Genomic DNA, 25,137 nt, shown 5'->3' with positions numbered 1-25,137 from the left:
TGTTTCCTGGAGATACGATGGGGCGCAACTGCGCCCCGAAGAAAAGTCAGACAATCTGTAAGGTGCCCTGACGGTATTTACGCTGGTAGATGAACGAGGTCAGTACCATCGGGATAACAATTGAAATCACCATCGCCAGACCAAATACCTGCCAGTACGTTGGCTGGATGGAGAGGATGCCTGGCAAGCCGCCGACGCCAATGCCGTTTGCCATCACGCCGTTCAGGCCGCACAACAGCCCGGCAAGGCCCGAACCAATCATTGCGCACAGCATCGGGAAGCGATATTTCAGATTGATGCCGTACATCGCGGGTTCAGTTACCCCCAGATAGGCGGAGATCGCAGCAGGAACGGAGATTTCACGCTCATTGTGTTTACGGCTGGAGATAATGATGCCGACCACCGCAGAGGCCTGAGCGATGTTAGACAGCGCAATCAGCGGCCATACCGGTGTGCCGCCCATGCTCTGGATCATCTGCATGTCGATAGCCAGCGTGGTCTGATGTACACCGGTGATCACCAGCGGGGCATACAGGAAGCCGAACAATGCTGCGCCAATCGGGGCAAAGCTGCCGGTCAGCAGATGGCGGACGGCAAACGCCACACCGTCGCCGATCATGCGGCCAAATGGACCGATAAAGGCATGGGCGAGGAACACCGCCAGGATCAGCGAACATACCGGGACGATGACCAGGTACAGATAATCCGGGACGATGCGTTTCATCCGCGTTTCAATAAAGCCGAGCGCCAGGCCCGCCAGCAGCGCCGGAATAACCTGCGCCTGGTAGCCCACTTTCTCGATACTGAACAGGCCGAAGTTCCACACTTCCGGTACCTGCTGGCCGAGCAAATAGGCGTTCATCAGTTGCGGAGAAACCAGCGTGACGCCCAGCACGATGCCGAGGATCGGCGTACCGCCCATTTTCTTCACCGCAGACCAACAAATCCCCACCGGCAGATAGAAGAAGATCGCTTCGCCAATCAGCCACAGGAAGTCGTAGAGCGTTTTGAGCGAGGGATGCATCTGCGCCAGCGTCTGCCCGTTGCTCATCGGCACATCGCCGATGACGTTACGAAAACCTAAGATCAAACCACCGCTGATCAGCGCAGGGAGCAGTGGGAAGAAAATCTCCGCGAAGTGAGAAATCAGCTGCTCGTGCCACTTCATGTTCTGCCGTGCCGCTTTCTTTGCCTGCTCTTTGTCGGCACTGGCTTGTCCGGTGGTCGCCAACAGCGCCTTGTAGTAATCACCTACCTCAGTGCCAATCACCACCTGAAATTGCCCGGCGTTGGTGAAGCAGCCTTTGACCATCGGTAGCTGTTCGATCTCTTTCGGTCTGGCATTCGCGGGGTGATTCAACACAAAACGCAGGCGCGTAATGCAGTGACTCACCGTGGCGATATTGTCGCGCCCGCCAACCAGCTCTATCAGTCGGTCGATATCCGCTTGTTTTACTTTGCTCATGATGACGTGTGTTCCCCGTAGGTCGGATTAGACGCTTTCGCGACGTCATCCGGCAGCTGTCTCGTTGTTGGTGCCAGAGTATATCTTCGGTGAATATTTAAAAATGGGAACGTTCCCGAAACGCAGCGAAGATCACAAATTAGTGCTCAGAAAGCGATCAGGAGAGGGTGGCGGGAATGACGATTTGCCGCAGTTCGCTGCGGCCGTTGATCTGTTCGATCAGCTGTAACGCCGCTTGCCGTCCGGCTTCAGCGTAGCCGGGATCGACGGTGATGATCTCCGGATGGAGGAATTTCATCAGCGGCGTATTACCGACGCTCGCCAGTTGCAGGTTGTCGATTCGCTGTTCCTGCAGATATTTGCTGACGCCAAGGGCAAGCGTGTCCGTTGCACAGACTAACGCGGTGGTTTCCGGGGTGATGACATCGGCGGCATGCTCATAGCCCTGCTTCATGGCAAGACCAGGCAGAGCAGCGACAGGATGCAGCTTATGTTTCTTGCAGAAGGTCAGATAGGCCTCATGACGGCGCTTACCGGTGGTGACGTCGCTATGGGGGACGCCAAGGAAACTGATATGACGATGTTCGCGATCGTACAGACGCTGCATCAGGGTATGAATGGCACCTTCGTCGTCATAACAGACGGAGGCAAAGCCTTTGGCATCCCTGGCCAGCAGCACCAGCGAGTCCTGCCAGGAGGTGAGCATGGTTTCTGTTACGCCGGTAAAACCAAACAGCACCACCCCATCAATGTTACGACGTTTGAGCATTCCCAGATGTTCTTCTACCAGTTCAGGTGAGAACTGGCTTTCCATCATAATCGGATCGTAACCCTGCTCATAGAAGGCGGGCAGCATGGTCTGCACCGCGAGGTTTTCTGAAAGAGAGTCCAGACGTGTGACGATAATCGCCACAACTTTGTCGCTTTGCCCACGCATGGCACGTGCGGAGCGGGAAGGGGAGAAACCGTGCTGATTCATCACTGCTTCAACACGTTCACGGGTGCGTTCGCTAACGCCGCTTTCGTTGTTGAGCACGCGGGAAACCGTTGATTTCCCCACGCCGCTTAAGCGGGCGATGTCTTTAATAGTCAGCCGATTTTGCATCCTGTTTTCCCGTTGCGCACTTTTTCAGTTATATCAAAGAGAGTAACTTTACTCATGTGGAGTGCAATGGGCAAAGTCTGCTTTAAACCGTTCACCCTTCAGGCGATGTGTATACGTTTGGTTTAGTTTCCGTGCTGTATCATACCGCCATAATTGTCACAAACCTTATGGTTTTCTGCGTATAATCCGCAGCGCAAATCATTCACTTACCGGAGGCTATATGGATCCCGATCCCACCCCTCTCCCTAAATGGAGAACCCCCCTTCTCCGGTAAGCCTGTCTTCACTGTCTTACCGGAGCTGTAAGACAGTGACGTTCTGACGTCCCTGTTGTGATTTTAAAATTGCCACCAGGCAAGGCTTTGCCACGCCTGAAGGATTTACTGCGCCCGCTTATACTGGTGCAGAGGGACTGCCTATGTTCAAAAATATTACCCGCCAGCTGTTTGCCCGGCTTAACCGCCATTTGCCGCATCGTTTGGTGCATCGCGATCCGTTGCCTAATGCGCAGACCGTTGCCAGCACGCCGATCCCACCGTCACTCAGTGAACATTGCCTGAAGATGGCGCTGATGGATGAAGAGGCGCTGTGGAAAACGTTTGATGCGCATCCGGAAGGATTGAATGCCGCAGAAGTGGAGAGCGCCCGCGAAAAGCATGGCGAAAACCAATTGCCGACGCAAAAGCCGTCGCCGTGGTGGGTACATCTGTGGGTCTGCTACCGCAACCCGTTTAATATTCTGCTGACTATTCTGGGCGGCATTTCTTATGCCACCGAAGATCTGTTTGCTGCGGGCGTCATCGCCTTGATGGTGTGTATCTCTACGCTGCTGAATTTTGTGCAGGAGGCGCGTTCCACCAAAGCGGCGGATGCGCTGAAAGCGATGGTCAGCAATACCGCAACCGTCCTGCGTGTCATCAACGAAAAAGGAGAGAACGGCTGGGTTGAACTGCCGATCGATCAGCTGGTTCCTGGCGATATTATTAAGCTGGCAGCCGGCGATATGATCCCGGCCGATTTACGTATCGTCCAGGCGCGCGATCTGTTTGTGGCGCAGGCTTCGCTGACCGGTGAGTCTTTGCCGGTAGAGAAAGTGGCGACCAGCCGTGACCCGCAACAAAGCAACCCGCTGGAGTGCGATACCCTGTGTTTTATGGGCACCAACGTGGTGAGCGGAACGGCACAGGCCATTGTCATTGCCACCGGGGCGAACACTTGGTTTGGACAACTGGCAGGCCGCGTCAGCGAGCAGGAAAGTGAGCAGAATGCCTTCCAGAAAGGGATCAGCCGCGTCAGCATGTTGCTGATTCGCTTTATGCTGGTGATGGCGCCCATTGTGCTCATCATCAACGGCTACACCAAAGGTGACTGGTGGGAAGCGGCGCTGTTTGCGCTGTCTGTGGCGGTGGGGCTGACGCCAGAAATGCTGCCAATGATCGTCACCTCAACGCTGGCGCGCGGGGCGGTGAAGCTGTCCAAACAGAAGGTTATCGTCAAACACCTCGATGCCATCCAGAACTTTGGCGCGATGGATATTCTGTGCACCGATAAAACCGGTACCCTGACTCAGGATAAAATAGTGCTGGAGAATCATACCGATATCTCCGGTAAGCCCAGCGAACATGTCCTGCATTCCGCGTGGCTAAACAGCCATTACCAGACCGGGCTGAAGAATCTGCTGGATACGGCGGTTCTCGAGGGTGTGGATGAAGAATCTGCCCGTCAGCTCTCTACCCGCTGGCAGAAAATTGATGAAATCCCGTTTGATTTTGAGCGTCGTCGGATGTCGGTGGTGGTCGCTGAAGAAACCGATGTGCATCAACTGGTGTGCAAAGGCGCGTTGCAGGAGATCCTCAGCGTTTGCACCCAGGTGCGCCATAACGGGGAAATTGTCCCTCTGGATGAGAACATGCTGCGCCGGGTGAAACGCGTTACCGATACGCTGAACCGCCAGGGGCTGCGCGTGGTGGCGGTGGCGACGAAATACCTGCCTGCGCGTGAGGGCGATTACCAACGTATTGATGAGTCAGACCTGATCCTTGAAGGCTATATCGCCTTCCTCGATCCGCCGAAAGAAACGACCGCCCCGGCGCTGAAAGCCCTGAAAGCCAGCGGTATTACGGTGAAAATTCTCACCGGTGACAGCGAGCTGGTGGCGGCGAAAGTGTGTCATGAAGTGGGTCTGGATGCTGGTGATGTGGTGATCGGCAGCAGCATTGAAGGGTTAAGCGACGACGAGCTGGCAAAACTGGCTCAGCGTACCACGCTATTTGCCCGCCTGACGCCAATGCACAAAGAGCGCATTGTCACACTGCTCAAGCGTGAAGGTCACGTAGTGGGCTTTATGGGCGATGGTATCAACGATGCCCCGGCGTTGCGCGCGGCGGACATTGGTATTTCCGTTGATGGTGCGGTTGATATTGCGCGTGAAGCGGCAGACATCATCCTGCTGGAAAAGAGCCTGATGGTGCTGGAAGAAGGGGTGATCGAAGGGCGTCGTACCTTCTCAAACATGTTGAAGTACATCAAAATGACGGCCAGTTCCAACTTTGGCAACGTGTTTAGCGTGCTGGTGGCGAGCGCATTTCTGCCGTTCCTGCCGATGTTACCGCTGCACTTACTGATTCAGAACCTGCTGTACGATGTATCCCAGGTGGCGATCCCGTTTGATAACGTTGATGAAGAGCAGATTAAAAAGCCGCAGCGCTGGAACCCTGCCGAGTTGGGACGCTTTATGATTTTCTTTGGACCGATCAGCTCTATCTTCGACATTCTGACATTTTGCCTGATGTGGTTCGTTTTCCATGCCAATACGCCAGAACATCAGACGTTGTTCCAGTCAGGCTGGTTCGTGGTCGGTCTGCTGTCGCAAACGCTGATTGTGCATATGATCCGTACCCGTCGCGTGCCGTTTATCCAGAGCCGCGCCGCATGGCCGTTGATGCTGATGACGCTGGTGGTAATGGTGGTGGGCATTGCGTTACCGTTCTCACCGCTGGCCAGCTACCTGCAATTGCAGGCACTGCCGCTGAGCTACTTCCCGTGGCTGATTGCGATTCTGGCAGGCTACATGACATTAACCCAGTTAGTGAAAGGTTTTTATAGCCGTCGTTACGGCTGGCAATAACCGCTACACGTCTCAACAGGATGGTGTTAACACCATCCTGCATTTCTCTTCTTCATTCGAAGATATTCCTCCGTAATATTGCTGTTTTATTTTTATTGAAATACTAACGCGGCTAATTAGTATAAAACCGCGTCCTTTGCGTTGCTTTTTTATCAGGAAAACGATCTGCGTTGCAAAAATGAAACAGCGTGCTAAAAATTATAGAGCTTAGTTTTTTTTTGTGAAGGTAGTCATCGAAATAAATTGTTACACCAGTTAGTCTGCACCGGTAACGTCGTTAAGAAAGTTTCTCGCTGCCCATTTTTAATTCCGGCAGTCATTTGCTCTGCAAGCTATTCCTGTTAATGGATATTATGAACTTCTGGAGAAGGACAAATGAAACTGACAAAAAACCTGATAAGTCTGTGTATTGGCGCATCGGTATTACTGGCCAGCCATTCAACGTTGGCACAAACCTTCCGCGCCGCAGACGTGCATCCGGCTGATTACCCGAACGTGGTGGCAGTGAAACACATGGGGGAAAAGCTCAGCGCGGCGACCGATGGTCGTCTGGAAATTAAAACATTTCCCGGTGGTGTGTTAGGCGATGAAAAACAGATGATTGAACAGGCGCAATTAGGCGCTATCGATATTATTCGCGTCTCGATGACACCTGTCGCTGCTATCCTCCCTGAAATTAACGTCTTTACCCTGCCGTATATTTTCCGTGATGAAGACCATCTGCATAAGGTTCTCGACGGCATGATCGGCCAGGAAATTGGCGACCGTCTGACGGCAAGTAACAAATCACGGCTGGTGTTTTTGGGCTGGATGGATGCGGGGACGCGTAACCTGATCACTAAAAATCCGGTGGTGAAACCGGAAGATTTACACGGTATGAAAATCCGCGTGCAAGGAAGTCCGATAGCGCTGGATACCCTGAAAGCGATGGGCGCTAACTCCGTTGTCATGGGCGTCAGCGAAGTCTTTAGCGGCATGCAGACCGGCGTTATTGATGGCACGGAAAATAACCCGCCAACGTTTGTTGCGCATAACTATTTGCCGGTCGTGAAAAACTATACCTGGAGCAGACACTTTATTATTCCTGAGCTTTTTCTGTTCTCGAAAGCCAAATGGGATAAGTTGAAAAAAGAAGATCAGGATCTCATTATTAAACTCGCTAAAGAAGCCCAGGTAGAGCAACGCAAACTTTGGCAGGATTATAATGCGAAATCACTGGAAACCATGAAAGCCAACGGCGTTCAGTTCCACGATATTGATACGGACTATTTCTATAAAGCCACGCAGTCAGTGCGGGATAATTACGGTAAAGACCACCAGGATTTGATCAAACGTATTCAGGATGTGAAGTAATTCATCAGGTGGAGGATATCAACCCTCCGCCTGAATCATTTGATTAATTCGAGGTGATGATTATGGGTGAATGCTATTCATCGGTAATGGATTTTCTTTATCGGGTCTCAATGTGGATTGCCGGTGTGGCATTATTGGTGATGGTTGCCATTATACCGATTGGGATATTCGCACGTTATGTCCTGAACAATGCCCTGTCATGGCCAGAACCCGTTGCTATTCTCTGCATGGTGACATTCACCTTTATTGGTGCTGCGGTAAGTTATCGCGCAGGCTCACATATCGCAGTGAGTATGGTCACTGACCGTCTGGGCGAAAGCGCCCGTCGTTATTGCTTTATTGCCGCGGATATCATGCTGGCGGCGATAAGCCTGTTTATCCTTTGGTACGGAACCAATCTGTGTCTTGAGCTGTGGGATCAACCCGTTGCGGAATTCCCGCTTTTAAGCGCCGGGCAAAACTATCTTCCGCTGCCAATTGGCTCTGCTATCACGCTGCTGTTTATCGCAGAAAAGATTTTCCGTGGTCCGCAGTACCAGCGTCCCGTTGTCATGCTGGGATCGACCAGCTAATTACCGCCCCCATTTCATTAAGGAAAGCAGATGGATGCATTTATTCTCGTCTTTACGCTTGGCATTATGCTGGCGATTGGGGTACCGGTAGCGTACGCGGTAGGGATTAGCGCCATCATTGGTGCCTGGTACATTGATATCCCACTGGAAGCGGTGATGATCCAACTGACCAGCGGCGTGAACAAGTTCTCCCTGCTGGCGATCCCCTTCTTTATTCTGGCTGGCGCGATCATGGCCGAAGGCGGAATTGCGCGGCGACTGGTGAACTTTGCCTATATTTTCGTTGGCTTTATTCGCGGCGGGCTGTCGCTGGTCAACATTGTGGCGTCGACCTTTTTTGGCGCCATTTCCGGATCGTCCGTGGCCGATACCGCATCCATCGGTTCGGTGATGATCCCGGAGATGGATAAAAAAGGTTACCCTCGCGACTTTGCCGCGGCGGTGACCGCCAGCGGCTCGGTACAGGCAATCCTTACGCCGCCCAGCCATAACTCGGTCATTTATTCGCTGGCAACCGGCGGTACGGTATCTATTGCCGCGCTGTTTATCGCCGGGATCCTGCCGGGTCTGCTGTTAAGCTTCAGCCTGATGGTGATGTGCGTGGCGTTTGCGCACAAGCGCGGTTATCCAAAAGGGGAACGCGTGCCGTTTCGCCAGGCGCTGAAGATTTTCGTCGATACGCTGTGGGGATTGATGACGGTGGTGATCATCATGGGGGGGATCCTGTCGGGCATCTTTACCGCGACTGAGTCTGCGGCGATTGCCTGCCTGTGGGCCTTCTTCGTCACCATGTTTATCTATCGCGACTATAAATGGTCTGAGCTGCCGAAGCTGATGTTCCGCACGGTGAAAACCGTCACTATCGTGATGATCCTGATTGGTTTTGCTGCCGCGTTTGGCGCTGTCATGACCTACATGCAGTTGCCGATGCGCATCACCGACGCGTTCACCAGTATCTCGGATAACAAATACGTCATCCTGATGTGCATTAACATCATGCTGCTGCTGATTGGTACGCTGATGGATATGGCGCCGCTGATCCTGATTTTGACGCCGGTTCTGCTGCCGGTGACCAACGCGCTCGGTATTGATCCGGTTCATTTCGGCATGATCATGCTGGTGAACCTGGGGATCGGGTTGATTACGCCGCCGGTAGGGTCGGTGCTGTTTGTTGCCAGTGCGGTGAGTAAGCAGAAGATTGAACAAGTGGTGAAGGCGATGCTGCCGTTCTACCTCGTCCTGTTCCTGGTGCTGATGTTGGTAACGTACATTCCGGCGATTTCGCTGTTCCTGCCGAAACTGTTTGGTGTGCTGTGATAAATGCCCGGTGGCGCTCGCGCTTACCGGGCCTGCAAATTACGCTTCCGTCGGCCGGATAAGGCGAAACCGCCATCTGGCACAAGGAAACTTAGCGACGAACGGCGATCGCTTCAATCTCGATTTTCACGTCTTTCGGCAGACGAGCAACTTCCACGCAAGAACGCGCCGGGAAAGTCGCGTTGTGCTCAGTGAAGAACGCTTCGTAGGTGGCGTTGACGGTTGCGAAATCGTTCAGGTCTTTAACGAAAACGGTCGTTTTTACGATATCGCCCACTTTCAGGCCTGCTGCTTCAACGATAGCTTTTACGTTTTCCAGCGACTGACGCGCCTGAGCGGACACGTCTTCCGCTACGGCACCGGTTTTCGGATCGACCGGAATCTGACCGGAAGTGATTACCATGCTACCCAGGTCAACGCCCTGAACGTATGGGCCGATTGCTGCTGGTGCATTTTCCGTCGCGATAGTCTTGCTCATGATTTCTCCTGAATTACAGCGGTAATAGAATGTTCCCGGCCATTATAGGGAGCCGGGATCTCATAACCAACCCCAATTAGTTGGCCAGCACCACATAATGCGAAAACTCTTTTTCACAGTATTTGCATTTGAGTGCGATGTCATCAGCGCGCTTTTTCACTGCAAAACTGGACGATACTGGTTCAGCATGGCTGATGCAGTTGCTGTTCGGGCAAACCAGCACGTTGTCGATACGCTCCGGCAGGCTCGGGCGTGATTTACCCACCACGTCATAATCGTCAATGCGGTTCACCGTTGCCTGCGGGGCATACAGGGAGAGCTGGTTTACCTGCTCGTCGGTCAGGAAGGTGTTTTCAATTTTAATCAGGTCCTTACGGCCCATTTCGCCTGACGGCAGGTTCAGGCCAATGGTGATGCGTTGGTCGGTTTCCGTCAGTTTGAACAGCGTCAGCAGTTTAAAACCAACCTGTGCGGGAATATGGTCAATCACGGTGCCACGTTTGATGGCTTCAACCTGCAGTTTGTTATCGTGTGTCATCTCTTTTTCTCCCTTACAGTGCCAGTTCGCTATTCAGTACCAGTGCCAGTAACGCCTGGCGGGCGAAGATGCCGTTGCCAGCCTGCTGGAAATACCAGGCGTGCGGCGTCTTATCGACGTCGGTGGTGATCTCATCAATACGCGGCAGCGGATGCAGCACCTTCATGTTCGCTCTGGCGCCGTTCAGGTCGCTGGCGCGCAGGACGAACTGTGCTTTCACGTTGGCGTATTCGGACGGGTCCAGACGCTCTTTTTGTACGCGGGTCATGTAGAGAATATCAACCTCTGCCATCACCTCTTCGATAGTGCCGTGCAGGCTCCAGGCGATACCTTTTTCGTTCAGCATATCCAGAATGTATTGCGGCATGGCCAGCGCGTCCGGGGCGATGAAGTAGAAGCGGTTACCTTCGAACTTCGCCAGCGCCTGGGTCAGGGAGTGGACGGTACGGCCATATTTCAGATCACCCACCATGGCGATGTGCAGATTGTCCAGGCGGCCCTGGGTTTCCTGAATGGTAAACAGATCCAGCAGCGTTTGAGTTGGATGCTGATTGGAGCCGTCGCCGGCGTTCAGCACCGGCACGTTACCGGAGAACTCCGTTGCCAGACGCGCGGCGCCTTCCTGCGGATGGCGCATGACAATGGCGTCGACATAGGTGCTGATGACGGAAATGGTATCGGCCAGGGTTTCGCCTTTTTTGCCCAGCGACGTGTTGCTGCTGTCAGAAAACCCCACCACGCTGGCGCCCAGGCGGTGCATCGAGGTTTCAAAGGATAAACGGGTGCGGGTTGACGCCTCAAAGAAGCAGCTGGCAATCACCTTATGCTTTAACAGCTCCGGCTGCGGGTTAGCTTTTAATTTCGCCGCCGTCGCGAGGACCAGATTGAGGTCGTCGCGGCTGAGGTCGTTTATGGAAATGATGTGTTTTTGATAGAGCGGGTTAGCCATGTTTATCTCCTGACGCCTGGGCAAAAAAAAAGCCCCTCAATTGAGGGGCTCGGAATGGATGATCAACGGAAAGAAAAACGGCAGGCCAGCGTCCTTTTTCAGACGCGGTAAGACAAAATGTCGTACACACTGAACCATACATCCTCCCGGCAAATTGTCCGCGATTATACTCAGCTCCGTTATGGGATCAAGCGGAAAATGCACAATTTATTCACCGCAAACGGTTCTTATGAATTTTAATTCATTTTAAATAGATAGTTAATCTGCTTGTGCACCAGCCCCGTTCGCTGCACGACGCGCGGCGCAACCCAGACAATACTGCTGCCAGCGATGACACCCAGAATCTCGGGTAACGCGTGGTAATCGAGGATTCTGGCAACGGCACGGCCATAACCTGCTGCCGTGTGAATGAGGATAAACTCGCTATTGTGTTCCACGCTGACCACCATTTCAGCAATTGATCGGGCAGCATCAGGAGCGGGTCGTGATTGCGGATTTACAGAATAAATTTTTTGCCCTTTTGTATTTCTTATTTTTATCGCCCCGAGCAGTTTCAGCAGACGGGATACCGTGGACTGGCTAATTCCGGTAAAACCATGGTGTTGTAGATCGCGGCGAAGCGCTTCCTGGGAAAGGTAGCTTTTTTCAGTAATCAGGCGCTGACAAATCGCCAGTTGTTTCTGCTCTTTGGTCGAGTAATCATCGAGTTCCTTCATAAATACACCCTAAATTTATCATTTGTATCAATGTGATGGCGAAATTCACCACATTTGCAGTATCAATAACGGCTCAAATGGGCGGTTGTGCAGAAAAACGAGAGCGCGCTCAAAAAAAGCCGTCGGGATCCGACGGCTAAAAGGGCTACAGCATCGCGCCGATACTCAGGACGGCCATGTTCAGTAACGTCAAAATGAGCAGGAGCGGTGCGACCCATTTCAGGTATCGCACGTAAGGAACGCGGGCGATGGCCAACCCGCCCATCACAACTGCTGAGGTGGGCGTAATCAGATTCACAATGCCGGAAGCGGATTGATACGCGGTGACGACCAGATCCCTGGGGACATGCGCGAAGTCGGCCAGCGGGGCCATAATGGGCATGGTGAGGACCGCCAGGCCCGAAGAGGAAGGGACCAGGAAAGAGAGCAAAACTTCCAGCCAGTAGGTCACATTGATGAAAATAGTGGTGGAAAGTCCGGAGACGACATTTTCCGCGCTGTGCAGAATAGTATGGGTGATCATGCCGTTATCCATCACCACCACGATGCCGCGTGCAATACCGATAATTAGCGCGACGCCAAGCAGGTCACGTGCCCCGTCAATGAATGTGCCAGTAAATTCCTCCTCACTCATGCGGGCGATAACGCCGACGATAATCGCAGATGCCAGAAAAACCCCAGAAATTTCTGCCATCCACCAACCGAGCACCGCCACCCCATAGATCATCACCGCAAAGGCAGCGGCGAAAATCAGCAGGATCCATTTACGCGTTGCTGTGAATTCAAGATTGGCATTGGCGCGACTACCGAGAAAATGGACGCGGTTTTCCTCCATTTTATCTGCCACGATGGAAAGTTCAGGATGGCTGCGAACTTTCCGTGCATAGCGCATGACCCACACCACGCAGATAACATAGCCGACGACCAGCAGCAGAATGCGCATCAGCATGCCCTGGGTGAAGGGGATCCCGGCGGCGTTAGCCGCGATAACCGTTGCGAAAGGGTTGATTGTCGAGCCGAGTGTGCCAATGCCCGCGCCGAGCAGAACGGTAGCGGCGGCAACCAACGGATCAAAGCGTGCGGCCATCATTACCGGAACCAGCAATGTGTAGAAAGGGAGTGACTCCTCTGCCATCCCGTAAATCGTACCTCCAGCGGCGAACAGTCCCATCAGAATGGGGATCATCCACTCCTCTTTACCGTTCAGCCTGACCGTCACGCGCTCGATACCTGCATCGATGGCGCCTGTTTTGTTTACCACGCCGAGAAACCCACCAATAATCAGGACAAACAACGCCACATCAATGGCGCCTGCGGTATAGGTTTCGTGGTTGTAAAGACCGTCAATTGGCGCCAGCAGTACAGCGGTAAAACCTTGCGGATGTGCCTCTGTCGGGGCATAAGTACCGGCAACCGGCACTTCTTTGCCCAGAGTGGCATTCATCGCCATCTGGTATTTCCCTGCCGGGACTATCCAGGTCATAACCGCGACGAGTGCAATGAGAATAAACAGGATGGTATATGCGCTGGGAAATTTGAATTTGCCCATGATGTTCTCCGGATAGCTTGAGCATATGCCGTCTGGCGACATATGCCCGCTGGGGTTAGTCGCCGAGGGTCGCTACCATTACCGCTTTAATGGTATGCATCCGGTTCTCAGCTTCGTCGAAGACGATGGAATGTGCTGACTCAAAAACCTCTTCCGTGACTTCAAGCCCTTTCAGGCCGTAGGCCACTTCAATTTCACGTCCAACTTTTGTGTGCTCGTTATGGAAGGCGGGCAGACAGTGCATAAATTTCACATTGGGGTTACCGGTTGCGTTGATGACCCGCTGGTTAATCTGATAGGGGGTCATCAGACTTACGCGTTCTGCCCAGGCTTCTTTGGGTTCGCCCATCGAGACCCAGACATCGGTGTAGAGGAAATCGACGTCGTAAACGCCTTCCTCGACATCCTCTGTGAGCGTAATACGTGCGCCAGTCACGCTGGCGATTTCACGGCATTCGGCAACCAGCGCCTCGTCCGGCCAGAAGGATTTAGGTGCGACCAGACGGATATCCATCCCCATTTTCGCTGCGCCTACCATCAGCGAGTTGCCCATGTTATTGCGGGCGTCGCCGAGATAAGCGAAGCTCAGCTCCGGCAAGGTTTTACCCGGCGCGTGTTCCAGCATGGTCATCAGATCCGCGAGGATCTGCGTAGGGTGAAATTCGTTGGTCAGCCCGTTCCATACCGGAACCCCGGCGAACTGCCCCAGCTCTTCCACAATCTCCTGACCGTATCCGCGGTACTCAATGCCGTCGTACATGCGGCCTAGCACGCGGGCGGTATCTTTCATTGATTCTTTGTGACCGATCTGCGATCCGCTTGGACCGAGGTAGGTTACCTGTGCGCCCTGATCGAAAGCGCCAACTTCAAAGGCGCAGCGGGTACGGGTTGAGGTTTTTTCGAAGATCAGCGCGATATTTTTACCCACCAGCGTCTGTCTTTCGCGCCCGGCTTTTTTGGCCGTTTTTAACTCGATAGCCAGATCGATCAGGTACTGGATTTCCGTTGGGGCGTAGTCAAGCAGTTTGAGAAAATTGCGATTTTTCAGGTTAACAGTCATGAAAATGTCCTTGTGTAGGCCGGATAAAGCGCCGTCGCTATCCGGCAAAAAAGCCCTACGCGTTTGCGTCGGTGGTTTCGAGCCGAATGAGCGTGCCTTTGTCGCCGGCGAGGATGGCCGGGCCGTCAGCCAATGAGCCGATGCCTGCTATTGCGTGACAGCGAGAGACAAATTCTGCGCAGGCGGTGACTTTGGGGCCCATTGAACCGGCGTCGAATTGCATTTCGCCGAGCAGTTCCGGCGTGACCTGGGCCAGCGGGCGCTGGGTAGGTTTGCCCCAGTCGAGGTACACGGCGTCGGCGTCGGTCAGGATCAGCAGCGCATCGGCGTGGATTTGGCTGGCGAGCAGGGCGGCGGAGAGATCTTTGTCGATCACCGCTTCAATACCGTGGTAGCCATCGGCTTTTTCCACCACCGGTACACCGCCGCCGCCGTTGCAGATAACCAAATGATCGCGGGCGATCAATGTGCGAATAGCGTCACTTTCAACGATACGTTTGGGTTGTGGAGAGGGCACAACGCGGCGGAACGCTTTGCCATCAGCTTTGAAAACCCAGCCTTTTTCCGCCTGCAAGGCGCTGGCCTGGGAGGCGTCGTAAATCGGCCCGATATATTTGGTAGGATTGCTGAAAGCCGGATCGTGAGCATCGACTTCAACCTGAGTCAGCAGCACACTAATTTCACGCTGTGGAAGCTGGTTTTTCAGCGCCTGTTGCAGCATATAGCCAATCATTCCCTGACTTTCCGCGCCGAGAATGTCGAGCGGATAGGGGGTGACGCTGGCATACGCGCTGTTTTGCAACGCCAAAAGCCCAACCTGGGGACCATTGCCGTGTACCAGGATCACGCGCCACTGCTGCGTGAGCTGAGCGATAGTCTTTGCCGCTAATTCAATATTCGTGCGTTGGATGTCAGCTTCCAGCGGCTCGCCGCGTTTAAGCAATGCATTGCCGCCCAGAGCTACAACCAGGGTAGGTTTGTTTTCCATGACTTTTCCTTAAATACCGTCGCGTTCCAGTGGGCAGCTCATACAGCGTGCGCCGCCGCGTCCGCGTCCAAGTTCGTCGCCAGGAATGGGTAAAACGGTGATGCCTGCTTTGTCGTATTTCTCGTTGGTCCAGATGTTGCGCTCGTAGCCCACGACTACGCCGGGGCGTAGCGTCAGGACGTTGTTGGCGTCATTCCACTGTTCGCGTTCAGCTTCGAAGGCATCGCCGCCGGTGGTGATCAGACGAATGTGGTCGAGGCCAAGCGCTTTCTCGAGAGCATGGAGCAGCGTAGTTTCCGGCGTCCTTTTCAGGCCGCCGCGCCCGTCAGGTGTCAGGGTCCAGCACTGCACATCAGGACGCACGACTTCCGGGTAGACGGAGAAGGTATCGATATCGATGTGGGTCATTACGGTATCGAGATGCATGCAGGAGCGATGTTTAGGCAGTTCGACCGCGATGACGCGTTCTGCCTGGCGATGGTTGAATAGCGACTGGGCAAGGAACTCGATTCCCTGCGGCGTTGTACGTTCCGACATACCGATGAGAACCGCGCCGCGACCAATGACCAGCACATCTCCACCTTCTAATGTGGCGTGGTCGTAATTAATATTTTCATCGCCGAAATATTTAATAAATTCACCATCGGCAAATTGGGGGTGCCAACGGTAGATCGCCCGCAGGTTATTGGTTTCTCGTTGCCGCGCAGTTTTTGCCATCGGATTAATGGATACACCGTTATATATCCAGCATGAAGTGTCTCGGGTAAATAAGTGGTTGGGTAATGGCTTCATAATGAAGTCATTAATATCGTGAGTATCGACTACCATATTTTTGATTGAGGCAGGAATTTCTCCGTAGGTCAGCCCGCCGCTCAAATGCCGGGCAAGTTCCCGATGCTGCATATCTGCAAGCCAGGCGCGAATATCCGTGGCGAAAGCGGGGCCAAGGCGATAATCAGAGATTTGTGTGTCCAGCAGCCAGCTTTTGGCATCGGGGATATCCAGGGTTTGTGTCAATAAATCAGTGAGTAACAGAACCTCAATTCCCTGTTCGCGCAACGTGTTGGCGAATATGTCATGCTCTTCTCCTGCACGCTCTACCGAAAGAACATCATCAAAAAGCAGTTCCTGACAATTTGATGGCGTCAGCCTTTTTAAACTGAGGTTAGGGCGGTGTAGCATCACGCTACGTAATTGACCGATTTCAGACCCGACATAATGCTTTTCCATCATTATTCCTTCAATACTATTTTAAAAAATAAAGAGGAGATGCCTGCAAATAATATTTGTTGCAGTCATGGTTTTTCAGCTGATTTCATAATCTATATTTAGATTTTATTTGATGAGGAAATGTGATTTATTTCACAGTCGGGTTGGTATTTGGCTTTTGTTGCTTAATTTATGATATGGCTCTGAGAATTAAAAAAATAAAAATACGAATAATTGAATCACTACGCGGGAATATGTCTTGTTATTTATTGGTGTTAATTTTATGTACATATTTAAAAGTGCTTCGATATAAATAATCTATTGATTTATTTATGCTTTTTTCTGTGTGATGAATTATTATGCGAATCTATGATTTTATTATTTGTGCGGTAAAGTTTATTGCAAAATAAATATGACGATAAAGACGGATAATGAACGAGGCGTGAACTGTGATCGAACGCTGGTTTTTATAATAAAGTATTTAATAACAATGGTTTACTGGTGATAGTGAAAAAGGGGTGCCGAAAGTTATGCAGAGTTTATGCATAACCTGTTGCTGAGAGTTAGCAATTATTTAACATCATCAGCGATAAACATGCGTTGACGCAAAATATCAGCAAATAGCAGTGGTATGGCAGGCGGTTTTTTCGTATAACAACCAAAATGAAACATTGTTTTAATTAAGGGGTTTGAGATGATTGTCGGCAATATTCACAACCTGGATGCCTGGCTGCCGGAAGAGCTGCATCAGGCGATTGAACACATCAAAGCGCACGTGACCGATGCGACGGAAAAGGGTAAGCATGACATCGACGGCGATCGCCTGTTTTATCTGATTGCAGAAGATATGACAGAGCCGTTTGCCCAGCGTCGCGCTGAGTATCACGCCCGTTATCTGGATATTCAGATCCTGCTCAAAGGTCAGGAAGGCATGACCTTCAGCACCCAGCCTGCGGGCGCGCCGGAAACCGACTGGCTGGCGGACAAAGATATCGCCTTCGTGGCGGAAGGGGTACAGGAGAAAACGGTGGTGCTGAACGAAGGTGACTTCGTGGTGTTCTATCCGGGCGAAGTGCATAAACCGCTGTGCGCGGTGGGGGCGCCGGCACTGGTGCGCAAAGCCGTAGTGAAAATGCGGGTGGCATAAGCGTCCTTGCCGGGTGCGGCTTCGTCTTACCCGGCCTACGGGAGCACGGTTGTAGGCCGGATACGATGCTTAGCATCGCCATCCGGCATATGCCCTCATTTCGCCAGTGTCGCCACCATCACCGCTTTGATGGTGTGCATCCGGTTCTCCGCTTGAGAGAATACGATGCTGGCGGGGGATTCAAAGACCTCATCGGTCACTTCCATACCGCCGTGCAGACCGTATTCCTGCGCCATTTGTTTGCCAAGCGTGGTTTGATCGTCATGAAACGCGGGCAGGCAGTGCAGGAACTTCGCCTGCGGATTGCCGGTCAACGCCATCATCGCGCTATTGACCTGATAGTTACGCAGCAGCGCAATGCGCTCGGCCCACTTCTCTTTTGCTTCGCCCATTGACACCCAGACGTCGGTATAGATGAAATCTGCACCTTTTACACCTGTGGCAACGTCTTCGGTCAACGTAATATTGCCGCCATTTTTCTGCGCCAGCGCTTTGCATTCCGCGACCAGGCTTTCCTCTGGCCAGCAGGCTTGTGGGGCAACCAGGCGCAGATCCAGCCCGGTTAACGCGGCGGCTTCCAGCATAGAGTTACCCATATTGTTACGGGCATCGCCGGTGTAGACCAGCGTCATCTCATTAAATGCTTTACCCGGCAGATGTTCCTGCATAGTTAACAGATCCGCCAGCAACTGGGTGGGGTGAAATTCGTTGGTTAACCCGTTCCATACCGGCACCCCGGCAAATTCTGCCAGCGTTTCCACAACGTCCTGACCATGACCCCGATACTGAATACCGTCGTACATGCGGCCAAGCACGCGGGCGGTATCTTTGATCGACTCTTTATGACCTATCTGGCTACCGCTTGGGCCGAGATACGTCACGCGAGCGCCCTGATCGTATGCGGCAACTTCGAAAGAGCAACGGGTACGGGTTGAGTCTTTTTCGAAGATGAGCGCAATATTTTTGCCGGTGAGCTGAGCGACCTCTGTACCGTTTTTCTTATCTGCCTTCAGCTGCGCGGCGAGCTGGAGCAGTGACGTGAGTTCAGCAGAGGTGAAATCGAGCAATTTCAAAAAGTGCTTCTGATAAAACGCAGACATGGTTCCCTCGCATGGCTTAAGCCATTTATTGAATTAAAATTCAATTTATATGGATGTTTATTCATTTGCAACCTTGTTTAACAAATCTTTCCTGGAAAGGTGGAGGCAATGTCAGCGGTATGTGACAATAAGAGTATCGGCAGGACATTATGAGGAACGAGCCATGGCCAACCCGGAACTACTGGAAGAACAGCGTGAAGAAACGCGCTTGATTATTGAAGAGTTACTCGAAGATGGCAGCGATCCAGACGCGCTGTACACCATCGAGCATCACCTTTCCGCGGACGACTTTGAAACCCTGGAAAAAGCGGCTGTAGAAGCCTTCAAGCTGGGTTATGAAGTGACCGAGCCGGAAGAGCTGGAAGTGGAAGAAGGCGACACGGTTATTTGCTGTGACATCCTGAGCGAATGTGCTCTGAATGCCGAGTTGATTGACGCTCAGGTTGAGCAACTGATGAACCTGGCTGAAAAATATGATGTGGAATACGACGGTTGGGGCACCTATTTCGAAGACCCGAACGGCGAAGAAGGTGAAGACGGCGACGATGAAGACTTCGTCGACGAAGATGATGACGGCGTGCGTCACTAAGTCATCTGCTGACCTACGGCAGTGTTTGCTGCCGTAGGGCAAGGACAACGTATGGATTACCCGCAAATACTCTCCCCAATCCTCAATTTTCTGCACTGCAAAACACCCCAGGCATGGCTTGATAAAGCGCAGGACCCGGCGAATCTTCCCCTGTTACTGACCGATCACCTCGTCTGCGAGCTGAAAGCGGCGCAAACAGCGATGCTGTTGGTGCGTAAATATGTTGCTGACAAAGCCGGTTCACAGGCGTTGCTGGACTGGCTGAAACCCTACGAGGCCTTCGCGTTCAGAGAGGGAGAGGAACCTGACTTTATTGCACTGAATAAACAGATCAGCAAAAGCGTGATGCCGCAGACCGACGATCCGTGGGGGCGCAAGCTTATCGACAGCATGGTGTTGCTGATCAAAGAAGAGCTGCATCACTTCTGGCAGGTGCGCGAGGCGATGATGAGCCGCAACATCCCCTACATCAAAATTACCGCCAGCCGTTACGCCAAAGGCATGCTCAAAGAGGTACGCACCCACGAGCCATTAACGCTGATTGATAAGCTCATTTGCGGGGCTTACATTGAGGCGCGCTCCTGTGAACGGTTCGCGGCGCTGGCACCGTACCTGGATGAGGATTTACAGGCGTTTTATCTGTCGCTGCTGCGATCAGAAGCGCGCCATTATCAGGATTACCTGGCGCTGGCACAGCAGATTTCAACCGATGACATCAGCGCCCGGGTGCGATTCTTTGGTGAAGTGGAAGCATCGCTGATCCTGTCTCCTGATGATGAATTCCGCTTTCACAGCGGCGTTCCCGCGTAATACGCTGTCCCGGCGCGGCTCGCCATGATTGCCGCGCCATCTCTCCTCTTCCTGATACCTGCAGATAAATTCTGGTGGCTGGAAAACCATTGTCTCTACCGTAATAATCAGAACACACAACGGGGAAATATATCCCCGACATGCATATTGATTTGAATAAGGATGGTTAATGAACTGGGCACACGTACTGTTGGCGGGCTATATCGGGGCGGTGATTGCTATCGTCGTCGGCATGTTTCGCAAAAAAGGCTGGGTAGGCAAGATCTCCGGCGCGGTGATTTTTGTGGTCGCGATTATTGCATGGAATATTTTTGATGTGCACTACCTGATCCCGCGTGAAAGCCCGGAATATGGACTGACCGAAGAGCAGAAGTTTGACAAGGCGATGCGCGCCAATCCGGTGTTTCAGGTGATTAGGGAGCAGGAGCCTGCGCTAACACAAAAAATCATCACCCAGGCCGTGCAGATGAAGAACGAGGGCAAAAGCGAGCAGCAGGTTATCGACGCCATACAACCGCAAATCCTTCAGCTACAGATGGCACGTTTGCAGCAAGCACCTGATGCTAACGTCATTGAGTATATGAAGATTAACCTCGAGCAGATTGCCGCGGTGGAAAAGGTGGGTGATGACGAATGTTTCCGTTTCCTGTTTCCGGCGGTGAAAGGGGGCATTAACCCGGTACATCTTGTCCCGCGTGAGATTATGAGTCGGCGGATGGTGGGCGATATGGGAATGATGCGCGCCGCCTATGGCCCGGATAAACATACGGTGACGGCCGAAGAAAAACAGCTGGCGCTGCAGGATTTACAAGCGATCAGCCCCGGACTGGTACAGCGCTATGGAGATGACATTCAGATTATGGCCGACCCGAATAAAGGGATTGGCAAAGAGAAGATCGCCTGTGAGATTGTGCAGGATCTCTGGACTCAGGTCCTGAAGCTGCCAACAGCTCGTGCGGCTGGCGTAATTCGTCTGATGCTTTCAGCTGAGATGCAGTAAGGCCGACATGGCCCCTCGGCGTGAAGTCAGAGGGGCTTTAACATCCTTACTTCGCAATCGACGTGGCCGGTGCAGCCAAGCGCTTCGCTGATGTGCTCAAACCCTAAATGTTCATACAAACGAATAGCTTCAGTCAGAAACGCGGTCGTTTCCAGATAGCACTGCTTAAAACCCTGCTCGCGGGCGTGATCCAGCGCCATCAGCGCCAGCTTTTTCGCCAGCCCCTGACCGCGCACGCTCGACAAAAAGTACATCTTTTGCAGCTCGCAAATGTCCGGCTCGCTACAGCCTAACGGCGCGACGCCGCCGCCGCCCACCACCTGACCATTCTGCTCAACCACCCAGTAGGCCGCGCCCGGCTGGCTGTACACCTGGAACAGCTCATCCAGATTCGGATCGGCCACCGTGTAACCTTTATCGGCGGTCAGGCCGTATTCGGCGGAGACCTGGCGGATCACACAGGCAATGGCGGGGTTATCGTCGGCAGCAATGCGACGCAGCGTCGCCGAGACAGGCGTAATGACACTCATAGCGAACTCATGACATAAAAGTGAGACATATGCAGTTAATACCACTGCGAAGAGGGGAAGTGCAAGCGAGGATAATTCAACACAGGTCGGATGCGCTCCGCTTATCCAACCTGTGTTGGCGGTACCTGTAGGCCGGATAAGCGTAGCGCCATCCGGCAAACGTACAGGCACGATTTTTACAGCGCGGCGATGACCGCCTGCTGCTCAATCAGCTTCGCTTTGGCTTCGGCGTAACCGTCCAGTTTCTCACGCTCTTTGGCGATCACGGCTTCCGGTGCGCGAGCGACAAAACCTTCGTTGGAAAGCTTGCCTTCGATACGGGCAATCTCACCTTCGATTTTCGTCACTTCTTTCGCCAGACGCGCCAGTTCATCTTCTTTGTTGATGAGGCCAGCCATCGGGATCAGCAGCTCGGCGCCGTCGATGATTTTGGTCACGGAGACCGGGCCTTTGTCATCGGCTGGCAGCACGGTAATGCTTTCCAGACGTGCCAGGTTCAGCAGGAAGCTACGGTTGTCGTTCACGCGACGCATCGCGTCAGCGCTGCAACCGCGCAGCAACAGCTCCAGCGGTTTGCCCGGGGCGATGTTCATTTCCGCACGGATGTTACGTACGGCAACAATCGCCTGTTTCAGCCATTCGGTATCAGCAAGCGCGGCTTCATCAACCTGTGCAGCGTTATATTCCGGGAACGGCTGCAGCATGATGGTGTCAGCGGTGTTGCCGCAAATCACTTTCACGCGCTGCCAGATGGTTTCGGTGATGAACGGAATAATCGGGTGCGCCAGACGCAGCAGACCTTCCAGCACGGTAACCAGCGTATTACGGGTGCCGCGCAGTTCAGACTCGGAACCACCGGTCATTACCGGCTTAGTCAGCTCCAGATACCAGTCACAGAACTGGTTCCAGGTGAACTCGTACAGGATGCCCGCGGCGATGTCGAAGCGGAAGTTATCCAGCGCTTCGCGGTACGCTTTGACGGTCTGGTTGAATTCAGCCAGGATCCAGCGGTCCGCCAGAGACAGGGTCATTTCGCCGCCGTTGAAGCCGCAATCCTGCTCTTCGGTGTTCATCAGCACGAAGCGGCTGGCGTTCCACAGCTTGTTACAGAAGTTACGGTAACCTTCCAGACGCTTCATATCCCAGTTGATGTCGCGACCGGTAGAGGCCAGCGCCGCCAGGGTGAAACGCAGGGCGTCGGTACCGTGCGGCTCGATGCCGTCCGGGAACTGTTTCTCGGTACGCTTGGCAATTTTCTCAGCCAGCTGCGGCTGCATCATGTTGCCGGTACGTTTTTCCAGCAGATCTGCCAGGGAGATACCGTCGACCATATCCAGCGGGTCGATAACGTTACCTTTGGACTTGGACATCTTCTGGCCTTCGTCGTCACGAATCAGACCGGTCATGTAGACGGTCTTAAACGGCACCTGCGGCTTGCCGTTTTCATCTTTGATGAAGTGCATGGTCATCATGATCATGCGGGCAATCCAGAAGAAGATGATGTCAAAGCCGGAAACCATCACGCTGGTTGGGTGGAACTGACGCAGCGCGTCGGTATTTTCCGGCCAGCCGAGGGTAGAGAAGGTCCACAGCGCGGAGGAGAACCAGGTATCCAGAACGTCTTCGTCCTGACGCAGCGCAACGTCGGCGCCGAGGTTGTTTTCCTGACGCACTTCGTCTTCGGTGCGGCCAACGTAGACGTTGCCGTCGTTGTCATACCATGCCGGGATACGGTGACCCCACCACAGCTGACGGGAGATACACCAGTCCTGAATGTCGCGCATCCAGGAGAAGTACATGTTTTCGTACTGCTTCGGTACGAACTGGATGTCGCCGTTCTCAACCGCTTCAACCGCCGGTTTCGCCAGCACGTCGGCACGGACGTACCACTGGTCGGTCAGCATCGGTTCGATAACCACGCCGCCACGGTCGCCGTAAGGAACGGTCAGGTCGTGCGGTTTAATTTCTTCCAGCAGGCCCAGCGCATCAACGGCCGCAACCACGGCTTTACGCGCGGCAAAGCGTTCCAGCTTCTGGAACTCAGCCGGAATTTCATTGGAATAAACGTCGGATTCTTCACCTTTGGTGTCGTACACTTCCGCGGTTTCGCGAATATCACCATCAAAGGTCAAAATGTTGATCATCGGCAGGCCGTGACGTTTCCCGACTTCATAGTCGTTAAAGTCGTGTGCCGGAGTGATCTTCACGCAGCCGGTGCCTTTTTCCATATCGGCGTGTTCATCACCGACGATCGGAATGCGGCGGTTAACCAGCGGCAGAATGACGAATTTGCCAATCAGATCTTTATAGCGCGGATCTTCCGGGTTCACAGCCACGCCGGTATCACCCAGTACGGTTTCTGGACGAGTAGTGGCAACGACCAGGTAATCTTTACCGTCTGCGGTTTTCGCGCCGTCGGCCAGCGGATAACGGATGTGCCACATGGAGCCTTTAGACTCGCGGTTTTCCACTTCCAGGTCAGAGATAGCGGTGCGCAGTTTCGGGTCCCAGTTCACCAGGCGCTTGCCACGGTAAATCAGGTCTTCTTTGTACAGGCGAACGAAGACTTCTTTCACGGCATTGGAAAGACCTTCATCCATAGTGAAGCGCTCGCGCTCCCAGTCAACAGAGTTGCCCAGGCGGCGCATCTGACGGGTAATGGTGCCGCCGGATTCCGCTTTCCACTGCCAAATTTTATCGATAAACGCTTCGCGACCGTAGTCGTGGCGAGTTTTACCTTCTTCAGCGGCAATCTTACGCTCAACCACCATTTGGGTGGCGATACCCGCGTGGTCGGTACCGGCCTGCCACAGGGTGTTTTTACCCTGCATGCGCTGGTAGCGAATCATGGTGTCCATGATGGTTTGCTGGAAAGCATGACCCATATGCAAACTGCCGGTGACGTTCGGCGGCGGGATCATGATGCAGAAGGACTCTTTGCTTTCATCGCCGTTAGGTTTGAAATAGCCCTGCTTTTCCCAGTGCTCGTAAAGCGGCTGTTCGATATCTTGTGGGTTGTATGTCTTTTCCATTATTTCCAGGTTGCCGTATTCAGGTTAAAACCAGCCACGCGGTAAGCTTTGTAGCGATCGCGTGCCGATTGTTTCAAAGAATCTTCGTAAGGAACGAAGTCTATCACTTCTGTGAAAGCGGTGGCAAAATCTGCAAAGCCAACGCGCAAACTGATGAGCAGGTCGCGCGGGCTGCTGTTGCGTTTCTCCGGCCAGGCTATTTCTACCGGCGCGCCGCCTCTGGGGCCTTCACCCGCCAGATTATGCGGCACAAAACTCTCTGCCGGTCTTGCCCACAATGCTTCATCCAGGCGTATGGCCTGTTTTTCATCTTCGCAGGCGATCAATACGCGCTTGCCCGCGCGCCAACGTTCTGCGGCAATTTCACACACCAGTTGCTCAACGGCGCTTAAGCCATCGACGGTGTTGTCATTGTCCAGAATATAGAACGTTGCGTTTCTCATAATATGGGGCTTCTTGTGGTGGATTTAAATGCGTAGCCATGATGCACACCGTAGGTCTGAT

General features: G+C 53.1%; 24 protein-coding genes. 9 read left to right on the top strand and 15 right to left on the bottom strand.

Annotation, left to right across the window (positions count from 1 at the left end; all coding sequences use genetic code 11):
* Nucleotides 1-46 precede the first annotated feature (46 nt).
* The gene (gene treB, locus FDX19_RS19125) at nt 47-1,465 is read right to left on the bottom strand and encodes a PTS trehalose transporter subunit IIBC (protein ID WP_137383944.1); all 1,419 of its coding nucleotides are present in this window, start codon (nt 1,463-1,465) and stop codon (nt 47-49) included.
* 157 nt (nt 1,466-1,622) lie between these two features.
* Entirely contained in the window at nt 1,623-2,570 is a 948-nt protein-coding gene (gene treR / locus FDX19_RS19120; RefSeq protein WP_137383943.1) for a trehalose operon repressor TreR, read from the bottom strand.
* A 417-nt stretch (nt 2,571-2,987) separates the two neighbouring features.
* On the opposite strand from treR, the gene mgtA reads away from it, so the two are divergent.
* The 4 genes from mgtA to FDX19_RS19100 all read left to right on the top strand — a co-directional run bounded on the left by mgtA (nt 2,988) and on the right by FDX19_RS19100 (nt 8,938).
* The gene (gene mgtA / locus FDX19_RS19115) at nt 2,988-5,696 is read left to right on the top strand and encodes a magnesium-translocating P-type ATPase (RefSeq protein ID WP_137383942.1); all 2,709 of its coding nucleotides are present in this window, start codon (nt 2,988-2,990) and stop codon (nt 5,694-5,696) included.
* Between the two features lie 375 nt (nt 5,697-6,071).
* Complete coding sequence (locus FDX19_RS19110; RefSeq protein ID WP_137383941.1) at nt 6,072-7,049, top strand: TRAP transporter substrate-binding protein; 978 nt, start codon at nt 6,072-6,074, stop codon at nt 7,047-7,049.
* 62 nt (nt 7,050-7,111) lie between these two features.
* On the top strand, nt 7,112-7,621 hold the full coding sequence (locus tag FDX19_RS19105; RefSeq protein ID WP_137383940.1) for a TRAP transporter small permease: 510 nt from the start codon (nt 7,112-7,114) through the stop codon (nt 7,619-7,621).
* A 30-nt stretch (nt 7,622-7,651) separates the two neighbouring features.
* A complete protein-coding gene (locus FDX19_RS19100; RefSeq protein ID WP_137383939.1) occupies nt 7,652-8,938 on the top strand; it encodes a TRAP transporter large permease in 1,287 nt (428 codons plus the stop codon).
* Nucleotides 8,939-9,029: 91 nt separating this feature from the next.
* On the opposite strand, the gene ridA is transcribed toward FDX19_RS19100, so the two are convergent.
* From ridA to pyrL, 4 genes are all read right to left on the bottom strand, one after another.
* The gene (ridA, locus tag FDX19_RS19095) at nt 9,030-9,416 is read right to left on the bottom strand and encodes a 2-iminobutanoate/2-iminopropanoate deaminase (RefSeq protein WP_000047544.1); all 387 of its coding nucleotides are present in this window, start codon (nt 9,414-9,416) and stop codon (nt 9,030-9,032) included.
* Nucleotides 9,417-9,492: 76 nt separating this feature from the next.
* On the bottom strand, nt 9,493-9,954 hold the full coding sequence (gene pyrI / locus FDX19_RS19090) for an aspartate carbamoyltransferase regulatory subunit (protein ID WP_003025816.1): 462 nt from the start codon (nt 9,952-9,954) through the stop codon (nt 9,493-9,495).
* Nucleotides 9,955-9,967: 13 nt separating this feature from the next.
* The gene (gene pyrB, locus FDX19_RS19085) at nt 9,968-10,903 is read right to left on the bottom strand and encodes an aspartate carbamoyltransferase (protein ID WP_003025818.1); all 936 of its coding nucleotides are present in this window, start codon (nt 10,901-10,903) and stop codon (nt 9,968-9,970) included.
* 36 nt (nt 10,904-10,939) lie between these two features.
* Nucleotides 10,940-11,041 carry a pyr operon leader peptide gene (gene pyrL, locus FDX19_RS19075; RefSeq protein ID WP_016155570.1) on the bottom strand — a complete coding sequence of 34 codons (102 nt, stop codon included), beginning with the start codon at nt 11,039-11,041 and terminating at the stop codon, nt 10,940-10,942.
* Here pyrL and FDX19_RS19070 point away from each other — a divergent pair.
* On the top strand, nt 11,021-11,143 hold the full coding sequence (locus FDX19_RS19070; protein ID WP_085951582.1) for a hypothetical protein: 123 nt from the start codon (nt 11,021-11,023) through the stop codon (nt 11,141-11,143). The genes pyrL and FDX19_RS19070 overlap by 21 nt on opposite strands.
* Here the strand turns inward: FDX19_RS19070 and FDX19_RS19065 are convergent.
* The 5 genes from FDX19_RS19065 to arcA all read right to left on the bottom strand — a co-directional run bounded on the left by FDX19_RS19065 (nt 11,140) and on the right by arcA (nt 16,446).
* Entirely contained in the window at nt 11,140-11,619 is a 480-nt protein-coding gene (locus FDX19_RS19065) for an arginine repressor (protein WP_137383938.1), read from the bottom strand. The genes FDX19_RS19070 and FDX19_RS19065 overlap by 4 nt on opposite strands.
* Nucleotides 11,620-11,764: 145 nt before the next feature.
* Nucleotides 11,765-13,168: a YfcC family protein gene (locus FDX19_RS19060; protein ID WP_137383937.1), complete on the bottom strand. Its 1,404-nt coding sequence runs from the start codon at nt 13,166-13,168 to the stop codon at nt 11,765-11,767.
* A 55-nt stretch (nt 13,169-13,223) separates the two neighbouring features.
* A complete protein-coding gene (gene argF / locus FDX19_RS19055) occupies nt 13,224-14,228 on the bottom strand; it encodes an ornithine carbamoyltransferase (protein WP_137383936.1) in 1,005 nt (334 codons plus the stop codon).
* A 55-nt stretch (nt 14,229-14,283) separates the two neighbouring features.
* Nucleotides 14,284-15,216, bottom strand: coding sequence for a carbamate kinase (gene arcC / locus FDX19_RS19050; protein ID WP_137383935.1), 933 nt, complete (start codon nt 15,214-15,216; stop codon nt 14,284-14,286).
* Nucleotides 15,217-15,225: 9 nt separating this feature from the next.
* A complete protein-coding gene (gene arcA, locus FDX19_RS19045) occupies nt 15,226-16,446 on the bottom strand; it encodes an arginine deiminase (RefSeq protein WP_137384031.1) in 1,221 nt (406 codons plus the stop codon).
* A gap of 673 nt (nt 16,447-17,119) precedes the next feature.
* Here arcA and FDX19_RS19040 point away from each other — a divergent pair.
* Nucleotides 17,120-17,572, top strand: coding sequence for a YhcH/YjgK/YiaL family protein (locus FDX19_RS19040; RefSeq protein WP_137383934.1), 453 nt, complete (start codon nt 17,120-17,122; stop codon nt 17,570-17,572).
* Between the two features lie 95 nt (nt 17,573-17,667).
* Here FDX19_RS19040 and argF (FDX19_RS19035) read toward each other — a convergent pair whose 3' ends face one another.
* Nucleotides 17,668-18,672: an ornithine carbamoyltransferase gene (argF, locus tag FDX19_RS19035; RefSeq protein WP_137383933.1), complete on the bottom strand. Its 1,005-nt coding sequence runs from the start codon at nt 18,670-18,672 to the stop codon at nt 17,668-17,670.
* A gap of 163 nt (nt 18,673-18,835) precedes the next feature.
* Between argF (FDX19_RS19035) and rraB the strand changes: the two genes are divergently transcribed.
* The 3 genes from rraB to FDX19_RS19020 all read left to right on the top strand — a co-directional run bounded on the left by rraB (nt 18,836) and on the right by FDX19_RS19020 (nt 21,071).
* Nucleotides 18,836-19,261: a ribonuclease E inhibitor RraB gene (gene rraB, locus FDX19_RS19030; protein ID WP_137383932.1), complete on the top strand. Its 426-nt coding sequence runs from the start codon at nt 18,836-18,838 to the stop codon at nt 19,259-19,261.
* A gap of 51 nt (nt 19,262-19,312) precedes the next feature.
* Entirely contained in the window at nt 19,313-20,071 is a 759-nt protein-coding gene (gene miaE / locus FDX19_RS19025; protein ID WP_137383931.1) for a tRNA isopentenyl-2-thiomethyl-A-37 hydroxylase MiaE, read from the top strand.
* A 169-nt stretch (nt 20,072-20,240) separates the two neighbouring features.
* A complete protein-coding gene (locus FDX19_RS19020; protein ID WP_137383930.1) occupies nt 20,241-21,071 on the top strand; it encodes a topoisomerase II in 831 nt (276 codons plus the stop codon).
* A 26-nt stretch (nt 21,072-21,097) separates the two neighbouring features.
* On the opposite strand, the gene FDX19_RS19015 is transcribed toward FDX19_RS19020, so the two are convergent.
* From FDX19_RS19015 to holC, 3 genes are all read right to left on the bottom strand, one after another.
* Nucleotides 21,098-21,601 carry a GNAT family N-acetyltransferase gene (locus FDX19_RS19015; RefSeq protein ID WP_137383929.1) on the bottom strand — a complete coding sequence of 168 codons (504 nt, stop codon included), beginning with the start codon at nt 21,599-21,601 and terminating at the stop codon, nt 21,098-21,100.
* A gap of 176 nt (nt 21,602-21,777) precedes the next feature.
* Nucleotides 21,778-24,633, bottom strand: a complete 2,856-nt coding sequence (locus FDX19_RS19010) for a valine--tRNA ligase (protein ID WP_137383928.1) — start codon at nt 24,631-24,633, stop codon at nt 21,778-21,780.
* A complete protein-coding gene (gene holC / locus FDX19_RS19005; RefSeq protein ID WP_137383927.1) occupies nt 24,633-25,076 on the bottom strand; it encodes a DNA polymerase III subunit chi in 444 nt (147 codons plus the stop codon). Before holC ends, FDX19_RS19010 begins: the two co-directional genes overlap by 1 nt.
* Between the last annotated feature and the right edge of the window lie 61 nt (nt 25,077-25,137).

The organism is Citrobacter sp. wls619 (genome assembly GCF_005281345.1).
Classification (GTDB): Bacteria; Pseudomonadota; Gammaproteobacteria; order Enterobacterales; family Enterobacteriaceae; genus Citrobacter.
This window is presented reverse-complemented; position numbering and strand designations above follow the sequence as displayed.

Bases quoted from the DNA above. Each gene is read 5' to 3' on its own strand.
- treB (WP_137383944.1), bottom strand. From the start codon at position 1,465: ATGAGCAAAGTAAAACAAGCGGATATCGACCGACTGATAGAGCTGGTT.
- treR (WP_137383943.1), bottom strand. From the start codon at position 2,570: ATGCAAAATCGGCTGACTATTAAAGACATCGCCCGCTTAAGCGGCGTG.
- mgtA (WP_137383942.1), top strand. From the start codon at position 2,988: ATGTTCAAAAATATTACCCGCCAGCTGTTTGCCCGGCTTAACCGCCAT.
- FDX19_RS19110 (WP_137383941.1), top strand. From the start codon at position 6,072: ATGAAACTGACAAAAAACCTGATAAGTCTGTGTATTGGCGCATCGGTA.
- FDX19_RS19105 (WP_137383940.1), top strand. From the start codon at position 7,112: ATGGGTGAATGCTATTCATCGGTAATGGATTTTCTTTATCGGGTCTCA.
- FDX19_RS19100 (WP_137383939.1), top strand. From the start codon at position 7,652: ATGGATGCATTTATTCTCGTCTTTACGCTTGGCATTATGCTGGCGATT.
- ridA (WP_000047544.1), bottom strand. From the start codon at position 9,416: ATGAGCAAGACTATCGCGACGGAAAATGCACCAGCAGCAATCGGCCCA.
- pyrI (WP_003025816.1), bottom strand. From the start codon at position 9,954: ATGACACACGATAACAAACTGCAGGTTGAAGCCATCAAACGTGGCACC.
- pyrB (WP_003025818.1), bottom strand. From the start codon at position 10,903: ATGGCTAACCCGCTCTATCAAAAACACATCATTTCCATAAACGACCTC.
- FDX19_RS19070 (WP_085951582.1), top strand. From the start codon at position 11,021: ATGTCGTACACACTGAACCATACATCCTCCCGGCAAATTGTCCGCGAT.
- pyrL (WP_016155570.1), bottom strand. From the start codon at position 11,041: ATGGTTCAGTGTGTACGACATTTTGTCTTACCGCGTCTGAAAAAGGAC.
- FDX19_RS19065 (WP_137383938.1), bottom strand. From the start codon at position 11,619: ATGAAGGAACTCGATGATTACTCGACCAAAGAGCAGAAACAACTGGCG.
- FDX19_RS19060 (WP_137383937.1), bottom strand. From the start codon at position 13,168: ATGGGCAAATTCAAATTTCCCAGCGCATATACCATCCTGTTTATTCTC.
- argF (WP_137383936.1), bottom strand. From the start codon at position 14,228: ATGACTGTTAACCTGAAAAATCGCAATTTTCTCAAACTGCTTGACTAC.
- arcC (WP_137383935.1), bottom strand. From the start codon at position 15,216: ATGGAAAACAAACCTACCCTGGTTGTAGCTCTGGGCGGCAATGCATTG.
- arcA (WP_137384031.1), bottom strand. From the start codon at position 16,446: ATGGAAAAGCATTATGTCGGGTCTGAAATCGGTCAATTACGTAGCGTG.
- FDX19_RS19040 (WP_137383934.1), top strand. From the start codon at position 17,120: ATGATTGTCGGCAATATTCACAACCTGGATGCCTGGCTGCCGGAAGAG.
- argF (WP_137383933.1), bottom strand. From the start codon at position 18,672: ATGTCTGCGTTTTATCAGAAGCACTTTTTGAAATTGCTCGATTTCACC.
- rraB (WP_137383932.1), top strand. From the start codon at position 18,836: ATGGCCAACCCGGAACTACTGGAAGAACAGCGTGAAGAAACGCGCTTG.
- miaE (WP_137383931.1), top strand. From the start codon at position 19,313: ATGGATTACCCGCAAATACTCTCCCCAATCCTCAATTTTCTGCACTGC.
- FDX19_RS19020 (WP_137383930.1), top strand. From the start codon at position 20,241: ATGAACTGGGCACACGTACTGTTGGCGGGCTATATCGGGGCGGTGATT.
- FDX19_RS19015 (WP_137383929.1), bottom strand. From the start codon at position 21,601: ATGAGTGTCATTACGCCTGTCTCGGCGACGCTGCGTCGCATTGCTGCC.
- FDX19_RS19010 (WP_137383928.1), bottom strand. From the start codon at position 24,633: ATGGAAAAGACATACAACCCACAAGATATCGAACAGCCGCTTTACGAG.
- holC (WP_137383927.1), bottom strand. From the start codon at position 25,076: ATGAGAAACGCAACGTTCTATATTCTGGACAATGACAACACCGTCGAT.